The organism is [Clostridium] saccharolyticum WM1, assembly GCF_000144625.1.
Classification (GTDB): Bacteria; Bacillota; Clostridia; order Lachnospirales; family Lachnospiraceae; genus Lacrimispora; species Lacrimispora saccharolytica.
Genome location: NC_014376.1, coordinates 1,160,159 through 1,175,545, shown reverse-complemented (window position 1 = coordinate 1,175,545; position 15,387 = coordinate 1,160,159). Strand labels below are relative to the sequence as shown.

Below are 15,387 nucleotides of genomic sequence, written 5' to 3'. Positions count from 1 at the left end.
CCTAATTTCTTGAGCCTCCTGTAGTCACTATGACCACATCTGGCTTGGTTCTGGGTTTCTTTTTATTATCCGCCTTCGTCTCCGGCCGGGTTTCTGCCTCTGCTGTGCTTTCCTCAAGACTCTTTTTGGCTTTCTCCTCTTTTCCCTCCGTCTGTTCCGCAGATTGAGGCTCTCTTGTTTCTGACTGCCGCGGAGTTGCTTCTGACTGCGGCTCCTTTGTTCCGGAGTAGGCCGCAGAAGAGGTTTCCTCTGTTTCTCTCACCCGGGCAAGACTCTCTGCTTCCTCTTTGGCTGCCTCATCGGTCAGGAGGCCCTCCCAGGTATACCGGTTGGATGCACTCCATAGGATCCACTCATCGTAGCCCGCATCATACACCGCCTGAATCTGCGCCCGGATCTCCTTAGCCCCGTAAGGGATATGGTGCTGCAGATAAGAAGCGGTAAAATCCTGCAGCCAGGGACGGACAATGGCCTGGGGTCTTCCCTCTTCTCTTGCGGAATCTAAATCCTGCTTTGACAGCTTCAACGCTGCACGGATGGTACGGTAAGGCTCCGTATCCGGATGATCGATGCCAAAGTTTCCGTCTCCGTAATGAGAAGGGTAGATCATGGGACATATATAATCCAGATGACAGGCCATCTCATGATAGATCTGGCCCACGGCCTCCGCATCAACCCTGCTCCCGATGATGGTGCCAAACACATCGGCAGAAACAAAAACATTGTGTGAAGACAGCTTTTCATAGGCATACTGGATGAATTCCGTAATAATGTCTGTTTTGGAGCGGCCCCTGGTATCAGCCTCAAGGAATGCCACCTGTTTCATGGAACTGTCCGTGGCGAACCGGATATAGTCAAACTGGATCTCATCAAACCCGGCATTGGCGGCTTCTGCTCCTACCTCCACCAGGTAGTCCCATACTTCCGTACGGTAAGGATTAACCCAGGCAAGCCCCTTGTTGTCCCTGTGCAGACTTCCATCCTTGTTCTTAAGCCCCCAATCCGGCTTTTTCTCTGCCAGGTATGGATCCCGGAAGGCCACCACCCGGGCAATGGTATAAAGCCCCCTGGCCTTTAACTGGGCCATCAGGCTGTCAATATCCTTGATGTACTTTTCTGTGGCACCGATCTCATTCACCGTAGGTGCGTCATCCATTGCAAAGGTGATCCTTCCGTCGTCATTCTTTACGTCAATGACAACCGTATTGATCTCCGTCCCCTGGATCTTGTCCAAAATTGCCTGGAGTCCCTCAGAACCAGCCATATAGCCGGAAATATAGATTCCCTTTACCTTTACCGGCTTTTTTCCCGGCTCGGCAGATACTTCCATGGGAAGCTGACCAGCTTCTACCTCTGTGTTCTGTACGGATTCTTCTGTACTCTGCCGAGATTCTTCTGTTTTGCTGTCTGTCTCGGAAGGCTGGGAAATTCCCTTATACCGGCTGCATCCGGAGGCCACCAACGAAAATGCAATCACTGTCAAAAGCCATCTTTTCATAATACTCCCGTTCACTTTCTTTATGGTTTCAGGTGTTTCATGTAATAAATATTTAACATTTTACCACATTTTGTAAAATTTTCCAATATAAATTACATTCCCCGGATGCAGCCCTTATTTATAAACCTCTTATTTCATAAGCTATGTATGTTTTATATCATTCATGCCCCCGCTTTTCCTGATCTCAGTTCTTTCTGTTATTCCCGGACATTCTTGCGGCAAAAGCAGGAAAGCTCATGGTCATTGACAACGCCCACGGCCTGAAGGTAGGAATATATAGTAACAGAACCTACAAAGGCCATTCCACGCTTTTTCATATCCTTTGATACCCTGTCTGACAATTCGGTTTTCACCTGGAAACAGTCATCCTGGTTAACCAGGATCTCATTGTTTGTAAATCCCCATAAATATTCAGAGAAAGAACCGAATTCCCGCTGGATTTCCAGAAACACACGGGCATTTTTCACGGCGGCGTCCATCTTTCTCCTGTTTCTTATGATGCCCGCATTCTCCATTAAGTCTCTTATCTTTTCTTCTCCATAGGATGCCACCTTTTCCGCATCAAAGCCATCAAAGGCTTCCCGGAAGGCCTCTCTTTTTCTCAGTATGGTTATCCAGGAAAGCCCTGCCTGAAAGGTTTCCAAAAGGAACATTTCGTAAAGCTTTTTATCATCATAAACCGGCACTCCCCACTCTTCGTCATGATACTTTACATACACGGGGGAGGATTCATCCACCCAAAAGCAACGTTTCATCTCCATTTATCTTGCCAGCACCTCCGGTCCCTGTTCTGTGATTAAAACCGTATACTCCCACTGGGCAGACAGGCTTCCATCCTTAGTGTAAATAGTCCAACCATCCTCATCATCCTGGACTACGTCGGGCTTTCCGGCATTCACCATTGGTTCAATGGTAAATATCATCCCTGGAACTAAAAGCATATCAGTCCCTCTTGTTCCGATGTGGCTGACCCATGGCTCTTCATGGAAATCCAGCCCTACACCGTGTCCGCCGATTTCCCTTACTACCGTAAAGCCATTGGCAGAAATATGTTGGGAAATCGCTGCTCCGATATCCCCAAGATGGCCCCATGCCCTTGCTTCTTTAAGAGCCAGCTCCACGCTCTCCTTCGTAACACGGACCAGCTTGGAAGCCTCAGGAGACACTTCGCCTATGCAGTACATCCTGGACGCATCGGCATAATAGCCATCCACAATGGTGGTCACATCTACATTGATAATATCTCCCTCCAGTAAGACCCGTTTCGGATCCGGGATCCCGTGACATACGACCTCATTGATTGAGGTGCATACACTTTTGGGATATCCCTCAAAATTTAAAGGGGCAGGGATTCCACCCAGCCTGATGGTGCTTTCGTGGACCAGGGTATTGATATCTTCCGTGGTGATGCCGGGCTTAATCATTTCACCCACAAGGTCAAGAATCCTGTTGTTTACGATTCCCGCACGGCGGACCCCTTCGATCTGTGCCGGTGTTTTTATCATATAGTGCTCCGGAACCTCATCTCCCATGACCGCATAATTCTCAAGCTTTTGGTCAAAAGACAGATGGCAGTTTTTATATTTCTTTCCGCTGCCACACCAGCATGCATCATTTCTTCCTATTTTAAACATATTGTGCCTCCTTCTTACTACAACGTTTTAACACGTTTAAAGACGGTTGTAAAGGGTTTCTGGAAAAAGAAAGGGAAGGAAAAAATCCATGGCAATTTCATAACTTATATGATACAATTTATAAATACTACGGTCAAATAGTTCGTGCATGCTTTAAATTCAGCCATGCCATTCATAATTTGACGGATATAACATATTCTAAAGGACATAAATATATGCCGCCAAATTATTCATGCCGGGCGTCCGCCCTATAGAACCATTTGTAAACTCTGTACTTAGTGAGCAAGCTCACACGCACAGAGTTTACAAATGGTTCTGCATGGCAAAACGGTAAGCGCACATCATGGAGGGACAAATGAAATTTGGATTTGATAACAACAAATATTTAACCATGCAGTCAGAGCACATCAAGGAGCGGATCAGCCAGTTTGGAGACAAGCTATATCTGGAATTCGGCGGCAAGCTGTTTGATGATTACCACGCTTCCAGGGTACTTCCCGGATTTGAACCTGACAGCAAGCTCCGCATGCTGATGCAGCTATCGGACCAGGCAGAGATTGTGATTGCCATCAATGCTGCCGACATCGAGAAGAATAAGATCCGCCACGATCTTGGCATCACCTACGATGTGGATGTGTTCCGTCTGATCCAGTCCTTTACGGATAAAGGGCTCTATGTGGGAAGTGTTGTTATCACACAGTACTCCGGACAGAATTCCGCTGATTTATTTAAAAGCAAGCTGGAAAAAATGGGGATAAAGGTGTACCGTCACTATACCATTGACGGCTATCCAAGCAATGTTTCTTTAATTGTAAGTGACGAAGGATACGGGAGAAATGATTATATAGAAACAACAAAGCCTCTTGTTATTATTACGGCTCCAGGGCCTGGCAGCGGAAAAATGGCTACCTGCTTATCCCAGCTCTATCACGAGAACAAGCGGGGAATCAAGGCCGGATACGCCAAGTTTGAGACATTCCCTGTATGGAATATTCCGTTAAAGCATCCGGTAAATTTAGCTTACGAGGCTGCAACGGCAGATCTAAACGATGTGAATATGATCGATCCCTTTCACTTGGAGGCCTATGGAAAAACCACAGTCAATTACAACCGGGATGTGGAGATCTTTCCAGTATTAAGTGCTATTTTTGAAGGGATATACGGAGAATGCCCTTATAAATCCCCTACGGATATGGGTGTAAATATGGCCGGCTTCTGTGTGGTGGATGACGAAGCCTGCAGGGAAGCATCCATGCAGGAAATCATCAGACGTTATTACCAGGCGCTTTCCCGTCTGGCAAGGGATATGGGCTCCAAGGAAGAGGTTTATAAGATTGAACTTCTCATGAAGCAGGCAAAAATAACCACTGAGATGAGAAAAGTGGTGAACGCCGCCAGTCAGCTTGCAGAAGAGAAGGGCTCTCCGGCCGCTGCACTTGAATTAGACGACGGAACCATTGTCACTGGTAAAACTACCAACTTATTAGGCGCATCTGCCGCCCTTTTGTTAAATGCAGTCAAGGTCTTAGGGAATATCCCCCATGACATCCACCTGATCTCACCTTCTGCCATTGAACCAATCCAGAAATTAAAGATCAACTATCTGGGAAGCAAAAATCCACGTCTTCATACGGACGAAGTATTAATTGCCCTGTCCGCCTGTGCGGCTGCCGATCCCAATGCCCAGGTGGCCTTAGAGCAGCTTCCCAAATTAAAAGGCCGGGAGGCTCATACTTCCGTGCTTCTTTCCGACGTGGACGTTAAAGTATTTAAAAAGCTGGGGGTGAACTTAACCTGTGAGCCCATCTATGAAGAGAAAAAGATTTATCATTAATAAAAAAGGATTCCTCTCCTGCCTGTTGGTCCAGGCCGGAGAGGAATCTTTGTTATTGATTCTGCGCTGCCAGCTTTACCGCTGCGCTTGCGCCAACTCTGCTGCACCCCGCTTCGATATAAGCCCTTAAATCTTCCAGGGTTCTGACTCCGCCGGCTGCCTTGATCTTTACGTCAGATCCGATGTGTTTTTTAAATAATTCAATATCCTCTAAAGTCGCTCCGCCGGTACCAAATCCTGTGGAGGTCTTGATGTAATCTGCACCTGCTGCCGTAACCGCCTTGCACATGGCGATTTTCTCTTCTTCCGTCAGATAACAGGCTTCAATGATGACCTTTAAGATGTTTCCGCCCACCGCTTTTTTCAGCTTGGCGATTTCCTCTTCTACCTTTAGGTAATCCCCATTCTTCACATCGCTGATGTTCACCACCATATCTACCTCAGAGGCCCCGTCCTGAATGGCTTTCTCCGTCTCAAGGACCTTTGAAGCCGTTACGCTGTAGCCCAGAGGAAAACCGACTACGGTACAGATATTAAGACCCGGAAATTCCTCATGGGCCCTTCTGATGTAACAGGGCGGGATGCACACAGAGGCCGTTTTATATTCCACGGCTTCCCTGCAAAGCTCTTTTATTTCCTCCCATGTGGCAAACGCTTTTAAAAGAGTGTGGTCCACATAACTTAACATTTCTAAATCTGTCATTATTTTTTCCATCCTTTCTATTCTGTCAGACGTTTGACGCCTTCCTTTGTAACAATGGCGTAAATCAGGGGTTCTTCTTCCGGCTTCTTCCCGCTGATGGTGACCGCCTTTAAAAATTCCTCCTCAGAAGCCGCAAACAGCTCTTCCACAGAAGTATAGAGTACGGCAATGGTCTCCCCCTCTTCCACCTTCTGGCCTGCCTTTTTCTTAAGGGCGATTCCTGCTGTATAATCAATGACACTTTCCTTGGTAATTCTTCCTGCTCCTAAAAGCGAGGAGGCGATTCCGCATTGCTCCGTATTCATATGGGTGATATATCCGCTTTTTAGAGCCTTCACTTCCCGTTGAAGGGGGGCCTTGGAAAAAAGGCTGGTATCTCTGATTACAGAAGAATCACCGCCCTGGGCTTCTACCATGGCAATAAGCCGCTGCAAAGCACTTCCATCGGCAATGGCTCCTTCTGCCAGTCCCCTGCATTCCTCCAGGCTGCCCTTTCCTGCCAGGAAGAGCATTCCGGATGCCAGGTTTAAGCAGACCTCTGTCAAGTCCTCAGGCCCTCTTCCGTGAAGGGTTTCCACGGCTTCCATAACCTCCAGGCTGTTGCCGATCATGCTTCCCAGGGGAATGTCCATATTGGTGATGAGGGCCATGGTCCTCTTTCCTGCATGTTCACCAATCGCCACCATCTTCTCTGCTAAGGTAATGGAATCCTCCAGGGTCTTCATAAATGCCCCGCTTCCGGTCTTTACATCAAGAAGAATACAGTCATTTCCTGCCGCCAGTTTTTTGCTCATTATGGAAGCAGCAATTAAAGGGATGCTGTCCACAGTGGCAGTAACATCCCGAAGGGCATAAAGCTTTTTATCTGCAGGAGCCAGATTTCCGGACTGCCCGATTACGGAAAGACCGGTTTTATTGACTACCTGGAAGAACTCTTCCTCTGTCAGCACCGTCTTCATTCCGGGAATGGATTCCATTTTATCAACGGTCCCTCCCGTATGTCCCAAGCCCCGTCCTGACATCTTTGCCACCTTGACTCCGCAGGCAGCCACGATGGGCGCTACCACCAGAGTGGTCTTATCCCCAACACCACCGGTCGAGTGTTTATCCACTTTCACGCCCTGAATGGGGGATAAATCCACCATATCACCGGAATGAGCCACTGCATCAGTAAGAATGGCTGTTTCCGTATCATTCATCCCTTTAAAATATATGGACATCAGCATAGCAGACATCTGATAGTCGGGAATCTCCCCCTTTACATAGCCGTCGATCATGAAACGAATCTCTGGCTCCGCCAGAACTTCACCGTTTCGTTTTTTTGCAATGATATCGTACATCCTCATAACAAGCTAAAACCTCCCCATATCTAAATTCTTTTTTGTAAACCCCAAAGGCAGCAGCTCCTTTAAGGAATATACAGACGTTTCCTCCCCTGCTGCCAGAATGATCTTAAATTCCTCAGGGTCACAAAATTCCGCCATAACCTGCCGGCAAACCCCGCAGGGAGCACATAATTCTCCCTTTTCTCCTCTTTTATTTCCTACAATGGCAATGGCATCAAATTCCGTGACCCCTTCTGAAACCGCCTTGAAAAACGCCGTGCGTTCCCCGCAGTTTGTGGGTGTATAGGATGCATTTTCAATGTTGCAGCCCCGGTATACCTTTCCATTTTTGGCAAGCAGGGCAGCTCCGACACAAAAATCCGAATAAGGCACATAAGCCATCTTCTGAGCCTCATAAGCCTCTGCCACCAGCATATTTTTTATCATCTCATCCAGTTTCAAAGACACACCTCCTGTTATTTTATTCAGACAGCAAGCCAGGTGCAAGGCCTTATAAACCTGGGAGCTGCCTGCGGAGTCAAATACCCTGCAGCTTCCTGTGAGGTATCTGGCTTTCCTTTTTTCTCCCGGCTTCTCGTTCCGGCAGTTACGAAAAGGGATTGCTCTGCAATCCCTTTGCCGGTTTCTCAAATCTTCTCGAATCGTTCCACATCAGTCACAAATATAGTAGCTCCGCCAAGTTCCACTGTCATGGGCATCATCATATATCCTGCCGAGACAGATGCAATATTGGGTGCCGGAACGTTGCAGGTAATTTTCTGGCGTTTTCCGCAGGTATCTTTAATCAGGGTGATGACTTCCTCTACCTGTCCGTCATCGGTACCGATCATTAACGTAGAGTTTCCTTTCTTTAAGAAACCACCTGTTGTGGCAAGTTTTGTCACACTGAACTGGTGTTCATTCAGCACATCGGTCACCCTGTTTCCATCATCGGAGCTGACGATCGCGTAAATAATCTTCATATCTACCACCTCGCTTCTTATTTGGCAAAACTTTATTTATTAGCTGTCTCTATTATAAAGCATAATCAGGAAAAATAAAACAGAAAACTGGAAAATAATTATCAATTTTCTGTTAATAATTCCTATCCCTCCATTTATTAAGGAGCTTTTTGTAGATTCTGTCCCGCATCCATGGCTCGTTTACCGCCATCAGACACTGGTCCAGGGCAAACCAGCCCACGGCACTGTTCTCATCCTCTTTTCTCCGAAGAGTTTCCCTGTCATCCGCTTCCAGCAGATAGGTTACATTTAAGTGAAGGTGGGATGAAACATAAGCACCCCTTTTTTCATGTCCGTCCACCGTCAGCACTTCTAAGGAAAAAATATCCCCTGTCACAGGCCTAACAGTTGTAACCCCTGTTTCTTCCATGGCTTCCCGGACCGCCACCTTAAGAAGATCCGTTTCTCCGTCTGCGTGGCCACCGGTCCATGCCCAGGAGTCATAAATGTTATGATAAGCCATGAGGACCTTATCCCGGGACTTGTTTACCACCCAGGCTGACGCCGACATATGGGCTCCGGCATTTTCCCTGGAAAATACAGGTTCCCCTGATGACAAATATTGGAGAATCATCTCTTTGTCTCTTTCTTCCTGCTCATTACAGGGCAAAAAGGCTTCTACTGTTTTCCTAAAACTCTCTCTGCCGTCCATGTCCTTACTTCCTCCATCTTCCTGTGTTTTTAAGTCATACTCTACCATCTGCCGGATATATTTAAAATAGAACAAATTGAAATGAGGATATCATATGGATTTATCTGCTCTTGCTTTTGCCGACAATTCTCCCTGGCCTCCCATAGAGATCATTTCTCAAAATAAGCGGTATGGGGCAGCCATGCTTTCCAACATAGGCGCCTGCAACTCCGAAATGTCAGCTATCAGTCTTTATATCTACAACGGTATGATAACAAAAAGCTATTTCTTTGATATAGCGGAATGCTTTCATAAGATCAGCATTGTTGAAATGCATCATTTACATACCTTTGGGGAACTTTCCATTATGCTGGGCGCTGATCCCAGGCTTTGGAGCATCCAAAACGGGCAAACCAGGTATTGGTCTCCCGCCTGCAACCGTTATCCCACCCGGATCGGGGCTTTGGTAGCCAACTCCCTGGCAAGCGAGCTGGAAACCATTAAAAAATACCAGGCCCAGGCGGAGTGGATCGAAGACTGCAGGATCAAGGCAATCTTAAACAGGATCATTGCAGATGAGCTTTGCCATGTGCAGATCTTCCGGCTCATACTTGCTGAGCTTAATGATGATCTTTTTTCCCCTCCTCCCGGCTGCCATATATGCGGGGAAAGTGCCTGTCCTGACAGCCATATTTCCGAAACTACATAAATCATGGCTTCTTTCCGGAAAAGGGGGCTCATAGGCCAAAGCCCCCTTTTGGAAAGCATCAATCCATTCTGATTTCAAGGTCCTTTTGATATCCTTTTTCCATCTTATGCCTTGCTTTCCTGTTTTCAACCGTATCAAAAATGATGGAAAAATCATAATCTTCCGGATAAAGCTCCCCGGCAGCCACCAGAAGCTTCACCCGCTTCTGATTGATCCAGATCTTCTTATCCGGCATCTGAACCTGAAGCAATCCTTTCTCATTGACAGGTCTGCATACGATCCCCTTTTTCTCATCAGGATAAACAAGAACACTGTCTCCGATGACGAACTTTTGCTCCATGATATTTTTATTCCCTGCCGTTTTTTTCTGCTTCTCGATTACTGGGCCGCCTGTTTTTTTAACAACGGTCTTTTCTTTTAAGGAATCCGTCCCCTCAGCCAAAAGCCCTTCCTCTTCTCCGTAAGCATACCTTCTGGCTTTCCTTATCATACTATCGGGCATACCCAGACGTTTGGCTATGGAGAGAGCACAGCTTTCCCCGGCTTCCCCGATTTCCAAGCGGTAAAGCGGCTTTAAGGTTTCCTTGTCAAAGGCCATCCTGGCATTGGTGATTCCTTCTGTCTCTTTGGCGTAAGTCTTTACCTCCGGATAATGTGTGGTCGCCAGAAAAAGGCAGCCGCTGTTTCTCAATTCTTCCAGTATGGCGATGGCGATGCCCATGCCTTCCCCGGGATCGGTTCCTGATCCCAGTTCATCCAGAATGACCAGACTTTCCGGGCCTGCTGCATGAAGAATCTTCATTACATTGGTGATGTGGGCAGAAAAGGTGGACAGGTTTTCCGTAATGTTCTGTCCATCTCCAATATCGCAGAGCACCTGGCTGTTCATGCATAGGTCGGCTTTCCCGCAGGGCACATGCAGGCCGCATTGCGCCATGAGGGCGAAAAGTCCCACGGTTTTAATGGCTACGGTCTTTCCTCCCGTATTGGGCCCTGTGATAACAATGCCCCGTCCTTCCGTTCCCAGTTCAAACTCTAGAGGCACAACGGTTTCCTGGGCCATAAACGGATGGCGGCCGTTTACGATCTTTATGATCCGGTCTGTATTGATCCCAGGTTCAATGCCTGCCATTGAAGCACTTAAGCTTCCCTTTGCAAACAGAAAATCCAGCTTTTCCAGAAGCCGTTTATCCTCCTCCAGCACCTGCAAATTATCTTCCACGGAAGCAGTGAGCCTATACAAAATCCTTCTTGTTTCATTTTCTTCTTCGATCCTTAAAAGCTCCAGTTCTCCGTTAAGCTCTGCAATGGCTGCCGGCTCAATAAAAAGGGTAGAGCCGGTTGAGGATTGGTCAATGACACTGCCGGGAACCCAAGTTTTGTAATCTTTTTTTACAGGAAGGCAAAGCCTGCCGTTTCTTATGGTCACATAAGAATCTGAGAAATATTTTTTATTTCCTCTTAATATAGCTTCCGCTTTTGTCCTCAGTTTTTCTTCCAGTCTGGCTACGTCCTGTCGAATGTTTCTTAAATATTTGCTGGCGCTGTCTTCTACTTTTCCATTTCTGACGCTTTCATAAATTTCCCTTGCCAGACCCTCCAGCGGATCTAAGTCTTGCTCATAATAAGGCAGACCAAGTTCTAAATACTTGCACCGGTTTAAAAATTCCTTATACCGTTTCACCGCCGTAAGCATTCCTCCTGTGCGTTCCAGCTCCTCTGCAGAAAGGCAGCCCCCCTGCTCTGCCGTGCTTATGATCTCCTGCAAGCCCGCCATACTGACTGCAGGCGGAAGCCCCATCCGGTCAATAATGGTCCTTGCTTCCGTCGTATCCCTCAGACTTTTTTTCACTTCCCCCTCTTTTAAGCATGGGGTCAGTTGGCTGATTCTTTCTTTCGCCGCTTCCGTGTGTGCAAATTCCATAAGTTTTTCTAAAATAAGATTAAATTCTAAAATCCGAAATGTGTGATTCATGTATTCTCCTCGTTCCTTCTGATATACAAAATGGTTCCTTAAGGTTCATGGAGCACAGAGGCAGCTATGGTTGTGCCGATTAAGAAAAATACGCTTCGCACAAAAAAAGCCTGCAAGACTACAAACCGACGTCTTACAAGCTTTCCACCTGATCCTGTCTGTTTTGTATCCCATGGGAAAACAGGTACACGAAAGAAAGGATAGACCAAAAGCTACCCAGACCCGATTCCTGCTTTACATATGAAACTGCCTTATGCTCCATGATTGAATACAATTAACAAACACACACTTCCTATCATTTATACTTCCATCACTATACCACGGAAAGAAAATCCGGTCAATCCCTTTTCTTTTTCTTGGCTGGAATATTTTCATTGTTACTATTGACATAGTGAATTGCACAGTATATAATGTACTCATTCATTAAGTACACTACTGAACACCAAGGAGGCCTACTGTGGAGATTATTATCAGCAGTAATACAAATAAGCCTATTTATGAGCAGATTACGTCTCAAATAAAAGCGCTGATTATGAGCGGTGAACTGCAGACAGGCGATCCTGTCCCTTCCATGCGGGCATTGGCTAAATCCATTCATGTCAGCGTTATCACCGTACAAAAAGCCTATGAAGACTTGCAAAGGGACGGCTTCATTGAAACAACCGTTGGGCGGGGCAGTTTTGTATCGGCGCAAAACAAAGATTTTTTTCAGGAAGAACAGCAGCGAAAAGCTGAGGAACATTTACAGGAAGCCGCAGATATTGCCCGCACCAGCGGGATATCACTGGAGAAGCTTGTAGAGCTTCTGACTCTGTTTTACCAAGAGGAGGAATAACCATGGACCCGATTTTACAGGTTGAAAATCTGACGAAACAATATTCTGGTTTTATGCTGGATCATGTATCGTTTTCCGTACCCAAAGGCACCATTATGGGATTGATCGGCGAGAACGGCGCCGGTAAAAGCACTACAATCAATGCGATCCTTGATCTTGTCCAAAGGGATGAAGGTGTCGTCAAATTTGGGGGACAGGAACTTTCTTCCGATCCTAAAAGCATCAAAGAAAACATCGGAGTCGTATTTGACGGCATTCATTTCTACGAAACACTCACGCCGGCCAAAATCGGCAGAATATCGGCAGCCGCCTATGAACAGTGGGATGATGCCATTTACAATCTTTATTTAAAAAAGTTCCAGCTACCGCCCCGTAAAGAAATTAAAACATTTTCCAGGGGAATGAAAATGAAGCTTGGCATTGCTGCTGCCCTTTCCCATAAGCCAAAGCTTTTGATCCTGGATGAAGCAACCAGCGGACTTGACCCGGTCATGCGTGATGATATTCTGGATTTGTTTCTGGACTTTGTGCAGGATGAGAATCATTCCATATTAATGTCTTCCCATATTTCCTCGGATTTAGAAAAGGTGGCAGATTATATTACCTTTATCCATGAAGGAAGGGTTATGTTCAGCAAGCAAAAGGATGAATTGCGCTATCAATATGGCATCATCCGGTGCAAAACGGCTGAGTTCCATGCCATAGACAAATCGGAGATCCTTGCATACAGAAAACGCGACTACCAGTGGGATGTACTGGTGGCTGATAAGGAAAAGGCACGCCGCAAGTATAAATCCTCTGTGGTGGTGGATGATGCTTCTATAGACGATATTCTTCTTCTCTATGTGAAAGGAGATCAGGTAAAATGAAAAGTCTGGTTTTAAAAGATTTATACAACATCGGGCATAATGCCAAATCCATGGTTTTTGTACTGCTCATATTAGCTTTCTCTCTTATTCCTTCTGCCGGAGTGGAAGCCTATATCGTTATGAGCGGCATACTGTGCAGCATGATGATCATTACCACATTCAGCTTTGATGATCATTCCAATTGGTTGAAATATGCAATGATAACCCCGGTTACCAAAAAGGATGTGGTGGCAGGAAAATTTGTTGTTCTCCTGATCTTTTCTGCTATAGGTGCCGTAACCGGTATGATTACCGGTTCTATAGGCGGCCTGATTGCCCATAAGGTTATTTTCGCCAGCGCAAGAGACATATTCAAGCTCTTGTATGCCGGTTTGGCAAGCTTTGTCGTTGCAGAGTTTGCTGGAAGTATGTCAATTCCTCTTTTGTTTCAGTTTGGAGCGGAAAAAGCCCGATTATTAATGCTTATTTCCTGCATGATTCCCGCTGGGGTCTTCTATGCTGTTTATAAGCTCTTCAGCCTGTTGGGTGTTTCCGTTACAGATCACTCCATAATAATCCTTTCATACTTCTCTCCCATCCTCGTACTGGCCTGGAATCTGGTAATGTATAAGGTCAGCTATGTTCTCTTTGCTAGGAAGGATCTTTAGTATCAGGAAATGGGGCAGCCAGTGACTTGCCGTTTAACAGGGCTTCCGCCAGATGATCCCCGCTGTATACAAGCTTCAGGGAGAAGAAAGGTATGTCCGCCATTAACAGTTCAAAGAAAATGCGGTCTCCTTCCCAAAGAGACAGACGGCTGATTTCTTCCTCAGGTATCCATTTTAACGTCCCTTCCGGGCACTCAGCCAAATCCCCTTCATACCCGTCAGCCGTGTACAAAAACATGTATTCATCGGGGTACTGGTCTGACACAAAGGTTATCACTCCTCTAAGGCGGTAGGAAAGCAAAGTTAAGCCTGTCTCCTCCTTTACCTCCCGGATCAGACACTCCTCCGGACTTTCCCCCGCCTCCAAATGGCCTCCGACTCCCAGCCACTTGTCCTGGTTCATATCAGCCTTCTTTTTAATCCGGTGCAGCATCAAATAGCTGTCTTCCCTTTGGATATAACACAGTGTTGTTAAATTTTCATGTCTCATGCTTTCCTCTCCCTGTTTAAGTCCTGACAGTTATAAGCTGCCCTTTATTTCCAGGGCCGGTTCAGGCTCTTCATGTTTTCATTATAAATATTTGTTTTACTAATGGAACGAATCATGGTATATTCTTGTTAGTCTTATGAGAATGACATTATTATAACGGAGGAGCTTTATGAATACCAAAAGAGAATTATTTAAATCCGGGATGGCGGATGGGATCCCCATATGTCTCGGTTATTTCGCCGTGTCCTTTACCTTTGGGATCATGGCGCTAAATTATGGGCTGACCCCTTGGCAGTCTGTTGTAATGTCCCTTACCAATGTAACATCCGCAGGGCAGTTTGCCGGCCTGAGCATCATTACAGCCGGTGCTCCCTTTGCTGAAATGGCCTTTGCCCAGTTGATCATCAATCTGCGCTATTGTCTTATGTCCTGCTCTCTTTCCCAAAAACTTAATAAAAAAACTCCGTTTTACCACCGTCTGTTAATCGGTTACGGGATAACGGATGAGATATTTGGCGTTTCCGTGTGTAAACCGGGACCTTTAAATCCATGGTACTGTTACGGCCTGTTTCTCCTGGCTGTTCCGGGCTGGACACTGGGAACCGCTGCCGGAGCTGTCTTTGGACGCCTTCTGCCGGTAAGAGCCTTAAGTGCTCTGGGCGTGGCTTTGTATGGGATGTTCCTGGCCATTGTTATTCCGCCTGCAAAAACCAATAAAGTTCTGGCCGGAGTGACCGCTGTTTCTATGGCCCTAAGCCTTTTATTTTTCCTGGTCCCAACGCTGAACAGGGTGTCTGCGGGGTTTAAGCTGATCATTCTTACGGTTGCCATTGCGGGAGCTGCTGCCGCATTGTTCCCGGTAACAGATAACAGGGAGGTTTCCCATGAATAACCGGATTTATCTTTACATATTGGTCATGGCCGCAGTTACCTATTTCATCCGTGTTCTTCCACTGACTCTGATCCGGCGGGAGATAAAAAATCCGTTTATCCGGTCCTTCCTATATTATGTCCCATATGTGACACTGTCAGTAATGACATTTCCAGCCATTCTTTTTGCCACCAAAAGTATCTGGTCCGGTGCCGGGGCCCTGGTCACAGCCGCCATACTGGCCTATAAAGAAAAAAGTCTGTTCCAGGTTTCCATAGCTGCCTGCTTCGTAGTTTTTGTTATGGAATTATTTTTGTAATCAGCAGCAGCGGCATTGGGCGGAC

17 protein-coding genes are annotated in these 15,387 nt (G+C 46.4%); 7 read left to right on the top strand and 10 right to left on the bottom strand.

Features of this window, described 5'->3' with window-relative positions:
* Nucleotide 1: 1 nt before the first annotated feature.
* From CLOSA_RS05555 to CLOSA_RS05545, 3 genes are all read right to left on the bottom strand, one after another.
* Nucleotides 2–1,498 (bottom strand): putative glycoside hydrolase, encoded by a 1,497-nt coding sequence (locus CLOSA_RS05555; protein ID WP_013271792.1) that lies wholly within the window; start codon nt 1,496–1,498, stop codon nt 2–4.
* A 197-nt stretch (nt 1,499–1,695) separates the two neighbouring features.
* Nucleotides 1,696–2,259 carry a DNA-3-methyladenine glycosylase I gene (locus CLOSA_RS05550; RefSeq protein WP_013271791.1) on the bottom strand — a complete coding sequence of 188 codons (564 nt, stop codon included), beginning with the start codon at nt 2,257–2,259 and terminating at the stop codon, nt 1,696–1,698.
* Nucleotides 2,260–3,132 carry a methionyl aminopeptidase gene (locus CLOSA_RS05545; protein WP_013271790.1) on the bottom strand — a complete coding sequence of 291 codons (873 nt, stop codon included), beginning with the start codon at nt 3,130–3,132 and terminating at the stop codon, nt 2,260–2,262. It lies immediately after the preceding gene.
* A 355-nt stretch (nt 3,133–3,487) separates the two neighbouring features.
* Between CLOSA_RS05545 and CLOSA_RS05540 the strand changes: the two genes are divergently transcribed.
* The gene (locus CLOSA_RS05540; RefSeq protein ID WP_013271789.1) at nt 3,488–4,966 is read left to right on the top strand and encodes a DUF1846 domain-containing protein; all 1,479 of its coding nucleotides are present in this window, start codon (nt 3,488–3,490) and stop codon (nt 4,964–4,966) included.
* 52 nt (nt 4,967–5,018) lie between these two features.
* Here CLOSA_RS05540 and deoC read toward each other — a convergent pair whose 3' ends face one another.
* The 5 genes from deoC to CLOSA_RS05515 all read right to left on the bottom strand — a co-directional run bounded on the left by deoC (nt 5,019) and on the right by CLOSA_RS05515 (nt 8,668).
* The gene (deoC, locus tag CLOSA_RS05535) at nt 5,019–5,669 is read right to left on the bottom strand and encodes a deoxyribose-phosphate aldolase (protein ID WP_013271788.1); all 651 of its coding nucleotides are present in this window, start codon (nt 5,667–5,669) and stop codon (nt 5,019–5,021) included.
* A 17-nt stretch (nt 5,670–5,686) separates the two neighbouring features.
* Nucleotides 5,687–7,015 carry a pyrimidine-nucleoside phosphorylase gene (locus CLOSA_RS05530; protein ID WP_013271787.1) on the bottom strand — a complete coding sequence of 443 codons (1,329 nt, stop codon included), beginning with the start codon at nt 7,013–7,015 and terminating at the stop codon, nt 5,687–5,689.
* Between the two features lie 6 nt (nt 7,016–7,021).
* Entirely contained in the window at nt 7,022–7,441 is a 420-nt protein-coding gene (locus CLOSA_RS05525) for a cytidine deaminase (RefSeq protein WP_041708915.1), read from the bottom strand.
* Between the two features lie 200 nt (nt 7,442–7,641).
* On the bottom strand, nt 7,642–7,977 hold the full coding sequence (locus CLOSA_RS05520) for a cyclic-di-AMP receptor (RefSeq protein ID WP_013271785.1): 336 nt from the start codon (nt 7,975–7,977) through the stop codon (nt 7,642–7,644).
* Between the two features lie 112 nt (nt 7,978–8,089).
* Nucleotides 8,090–8,668, bottom strand: a complete 579-nt coding sequence (locus CLOSA_RS05515) for an NUDIX hydrolase (protein ID WP_013271784.1) — start codon at nt 8,666–8,668, stop codon at nt 8,090–8,092.
* 94 nt (nt 8,669–8,762) lie between these two features.
* Here CLOSA_RS05515 and CLOSA_RS05510 point away from each other — a divergent pair, with 94 nt between their 5' ends.
* Nucleotides 8,763–9,356 carry a ferritin-like domain-containing protein gene (locus CLOSA_RS05510; RefSeq protein WP_013271783.1) on the top strand — a complete coding sequence of 198 codons (594 nt, stop codon included), beginning with the start codon at nt 8,763–8,765 and terminating at the stop codon, nt 9,354–9,356.
* Nucleotides 9,357–9,414: 58 nt separating this feature from the next.
* On the opposite strand, the gene CLOSA_RS05505 is transcribed toward CLOSA_RS05510, so the two are convergent.
* Nucleotides 9,415–11,331: an endonuclease MutS2 gene (locus tag CLOSA_RS05505; RefSeq protein ID WP_013271782.1), complete on the bottom strand. Its 1,917-nt coding sequence runs from the start codon at nt 11,329–11,331 to the stop codon at nt 9,415–9,417.
* Between the two features lie 457 nt (nt 11,332–11,788).
* Between CLOSA_RS05505 and CLOSA_RS05500 the strand changes: the two genes are divergently transcribed.
* The 3 genes from CLOSA_RS05500 to CLOSA_RS05490 are packed head-to-tail and all read left to right on the top strand — an operon-like array spanning nt 11,789 to nt 13,682.
* On the top strand, nt 11,789–12,166 hold the full coding sequence (locus CLOSA_RS05500) for a GntR family transcriptional regulator (protein WP_013271781.1): 378 nt from the start codon (nt 11,789–11,791) through the stop codon (nt 12,164–12,166).
* A gap of 2 nt (nt 12,167–12,168) precedes the next feature.
* Nucleotides 12,169–13,035, top strand: a complete 867-nt coding sequence (locus tag CLOSA_RS05495) for an ABC transporter ATP-binding protein (RefSeq protein WP_013271780.1) — start codon at nt 12,169–12,171, stop codon at nt 13,033–13,035.
* Entirely contained in the window at nt 13,032–13,682 is a 651-nt protein-coding gene (locus CLOSA_RS05490) for an ABC-2 transporter permease (protein ID WP_013271779.1), read from the top strand. Before CLOSA_RS05495 ends, CLOSA_RS05490 begins: the two co-directional genes overlap by 4 nt.
* Here CLOSA_RS05490 and CLOSA_RS05485 read toward each other — a convergent pair.
* Nucleotides 13,666–14,172 carry an NUDIX hydrolase gene (locus tag CLOSA_RS05485; RefSeq protein ID WP_013271778.1) on the bottom strand — a complete coding sequence of 169 codons (507 nt, stop codon included), beginning with the start codon at nt 14,170–14,172 and terminating at the stop codon, nt 13,666–13,668. The two genes, CLOSA_RS05490 and CLOSA_RS05485, sit on opposite strands and share 17 nt — an antisense overlap.
* A gap of 169 nt (nt 14,173–14,341) precedes the next feature.
* Here CLOSA_RS05485 and CLOSA_RS05480 point away from each other — a divergent pair, with 169 nt between their 5' ends.
* Together CLOSA_RS05480 and CLOSA_RS05475 are read left to right on the top strand one after the other, a co-directional pair.
* Nucleotides 14,342–15,064 carry an AzlC family ABC transporter permease gene (locus tag CLOSA_RS05480; protein WP_013271777.1) on the top strand — a complete coding sequence of 241 codons (723 nt, stop codon included), beginning with the start codon at nt 14,342–14,344 and terminating at the stop codon, nt 15,062–15,064.
* Nucleotides 15,057–15,362: an AzlD domain-containing protein gene (locus CLOSA_RS05475; RefSeq protein WP_013271776.1), complete on the top strand. Its 306-nt coding sequence runs from the start codon at nt 15,057–15,059 to the stop codon at nt 15,360–15,362. Before CLOSA_RS05480 ends, CLOSA_RS05475 begins: the two co-directional genes overlap by 8 nt.
* Nucleotides 15,363–15,387: the final 25 nt, after the last annotated feature.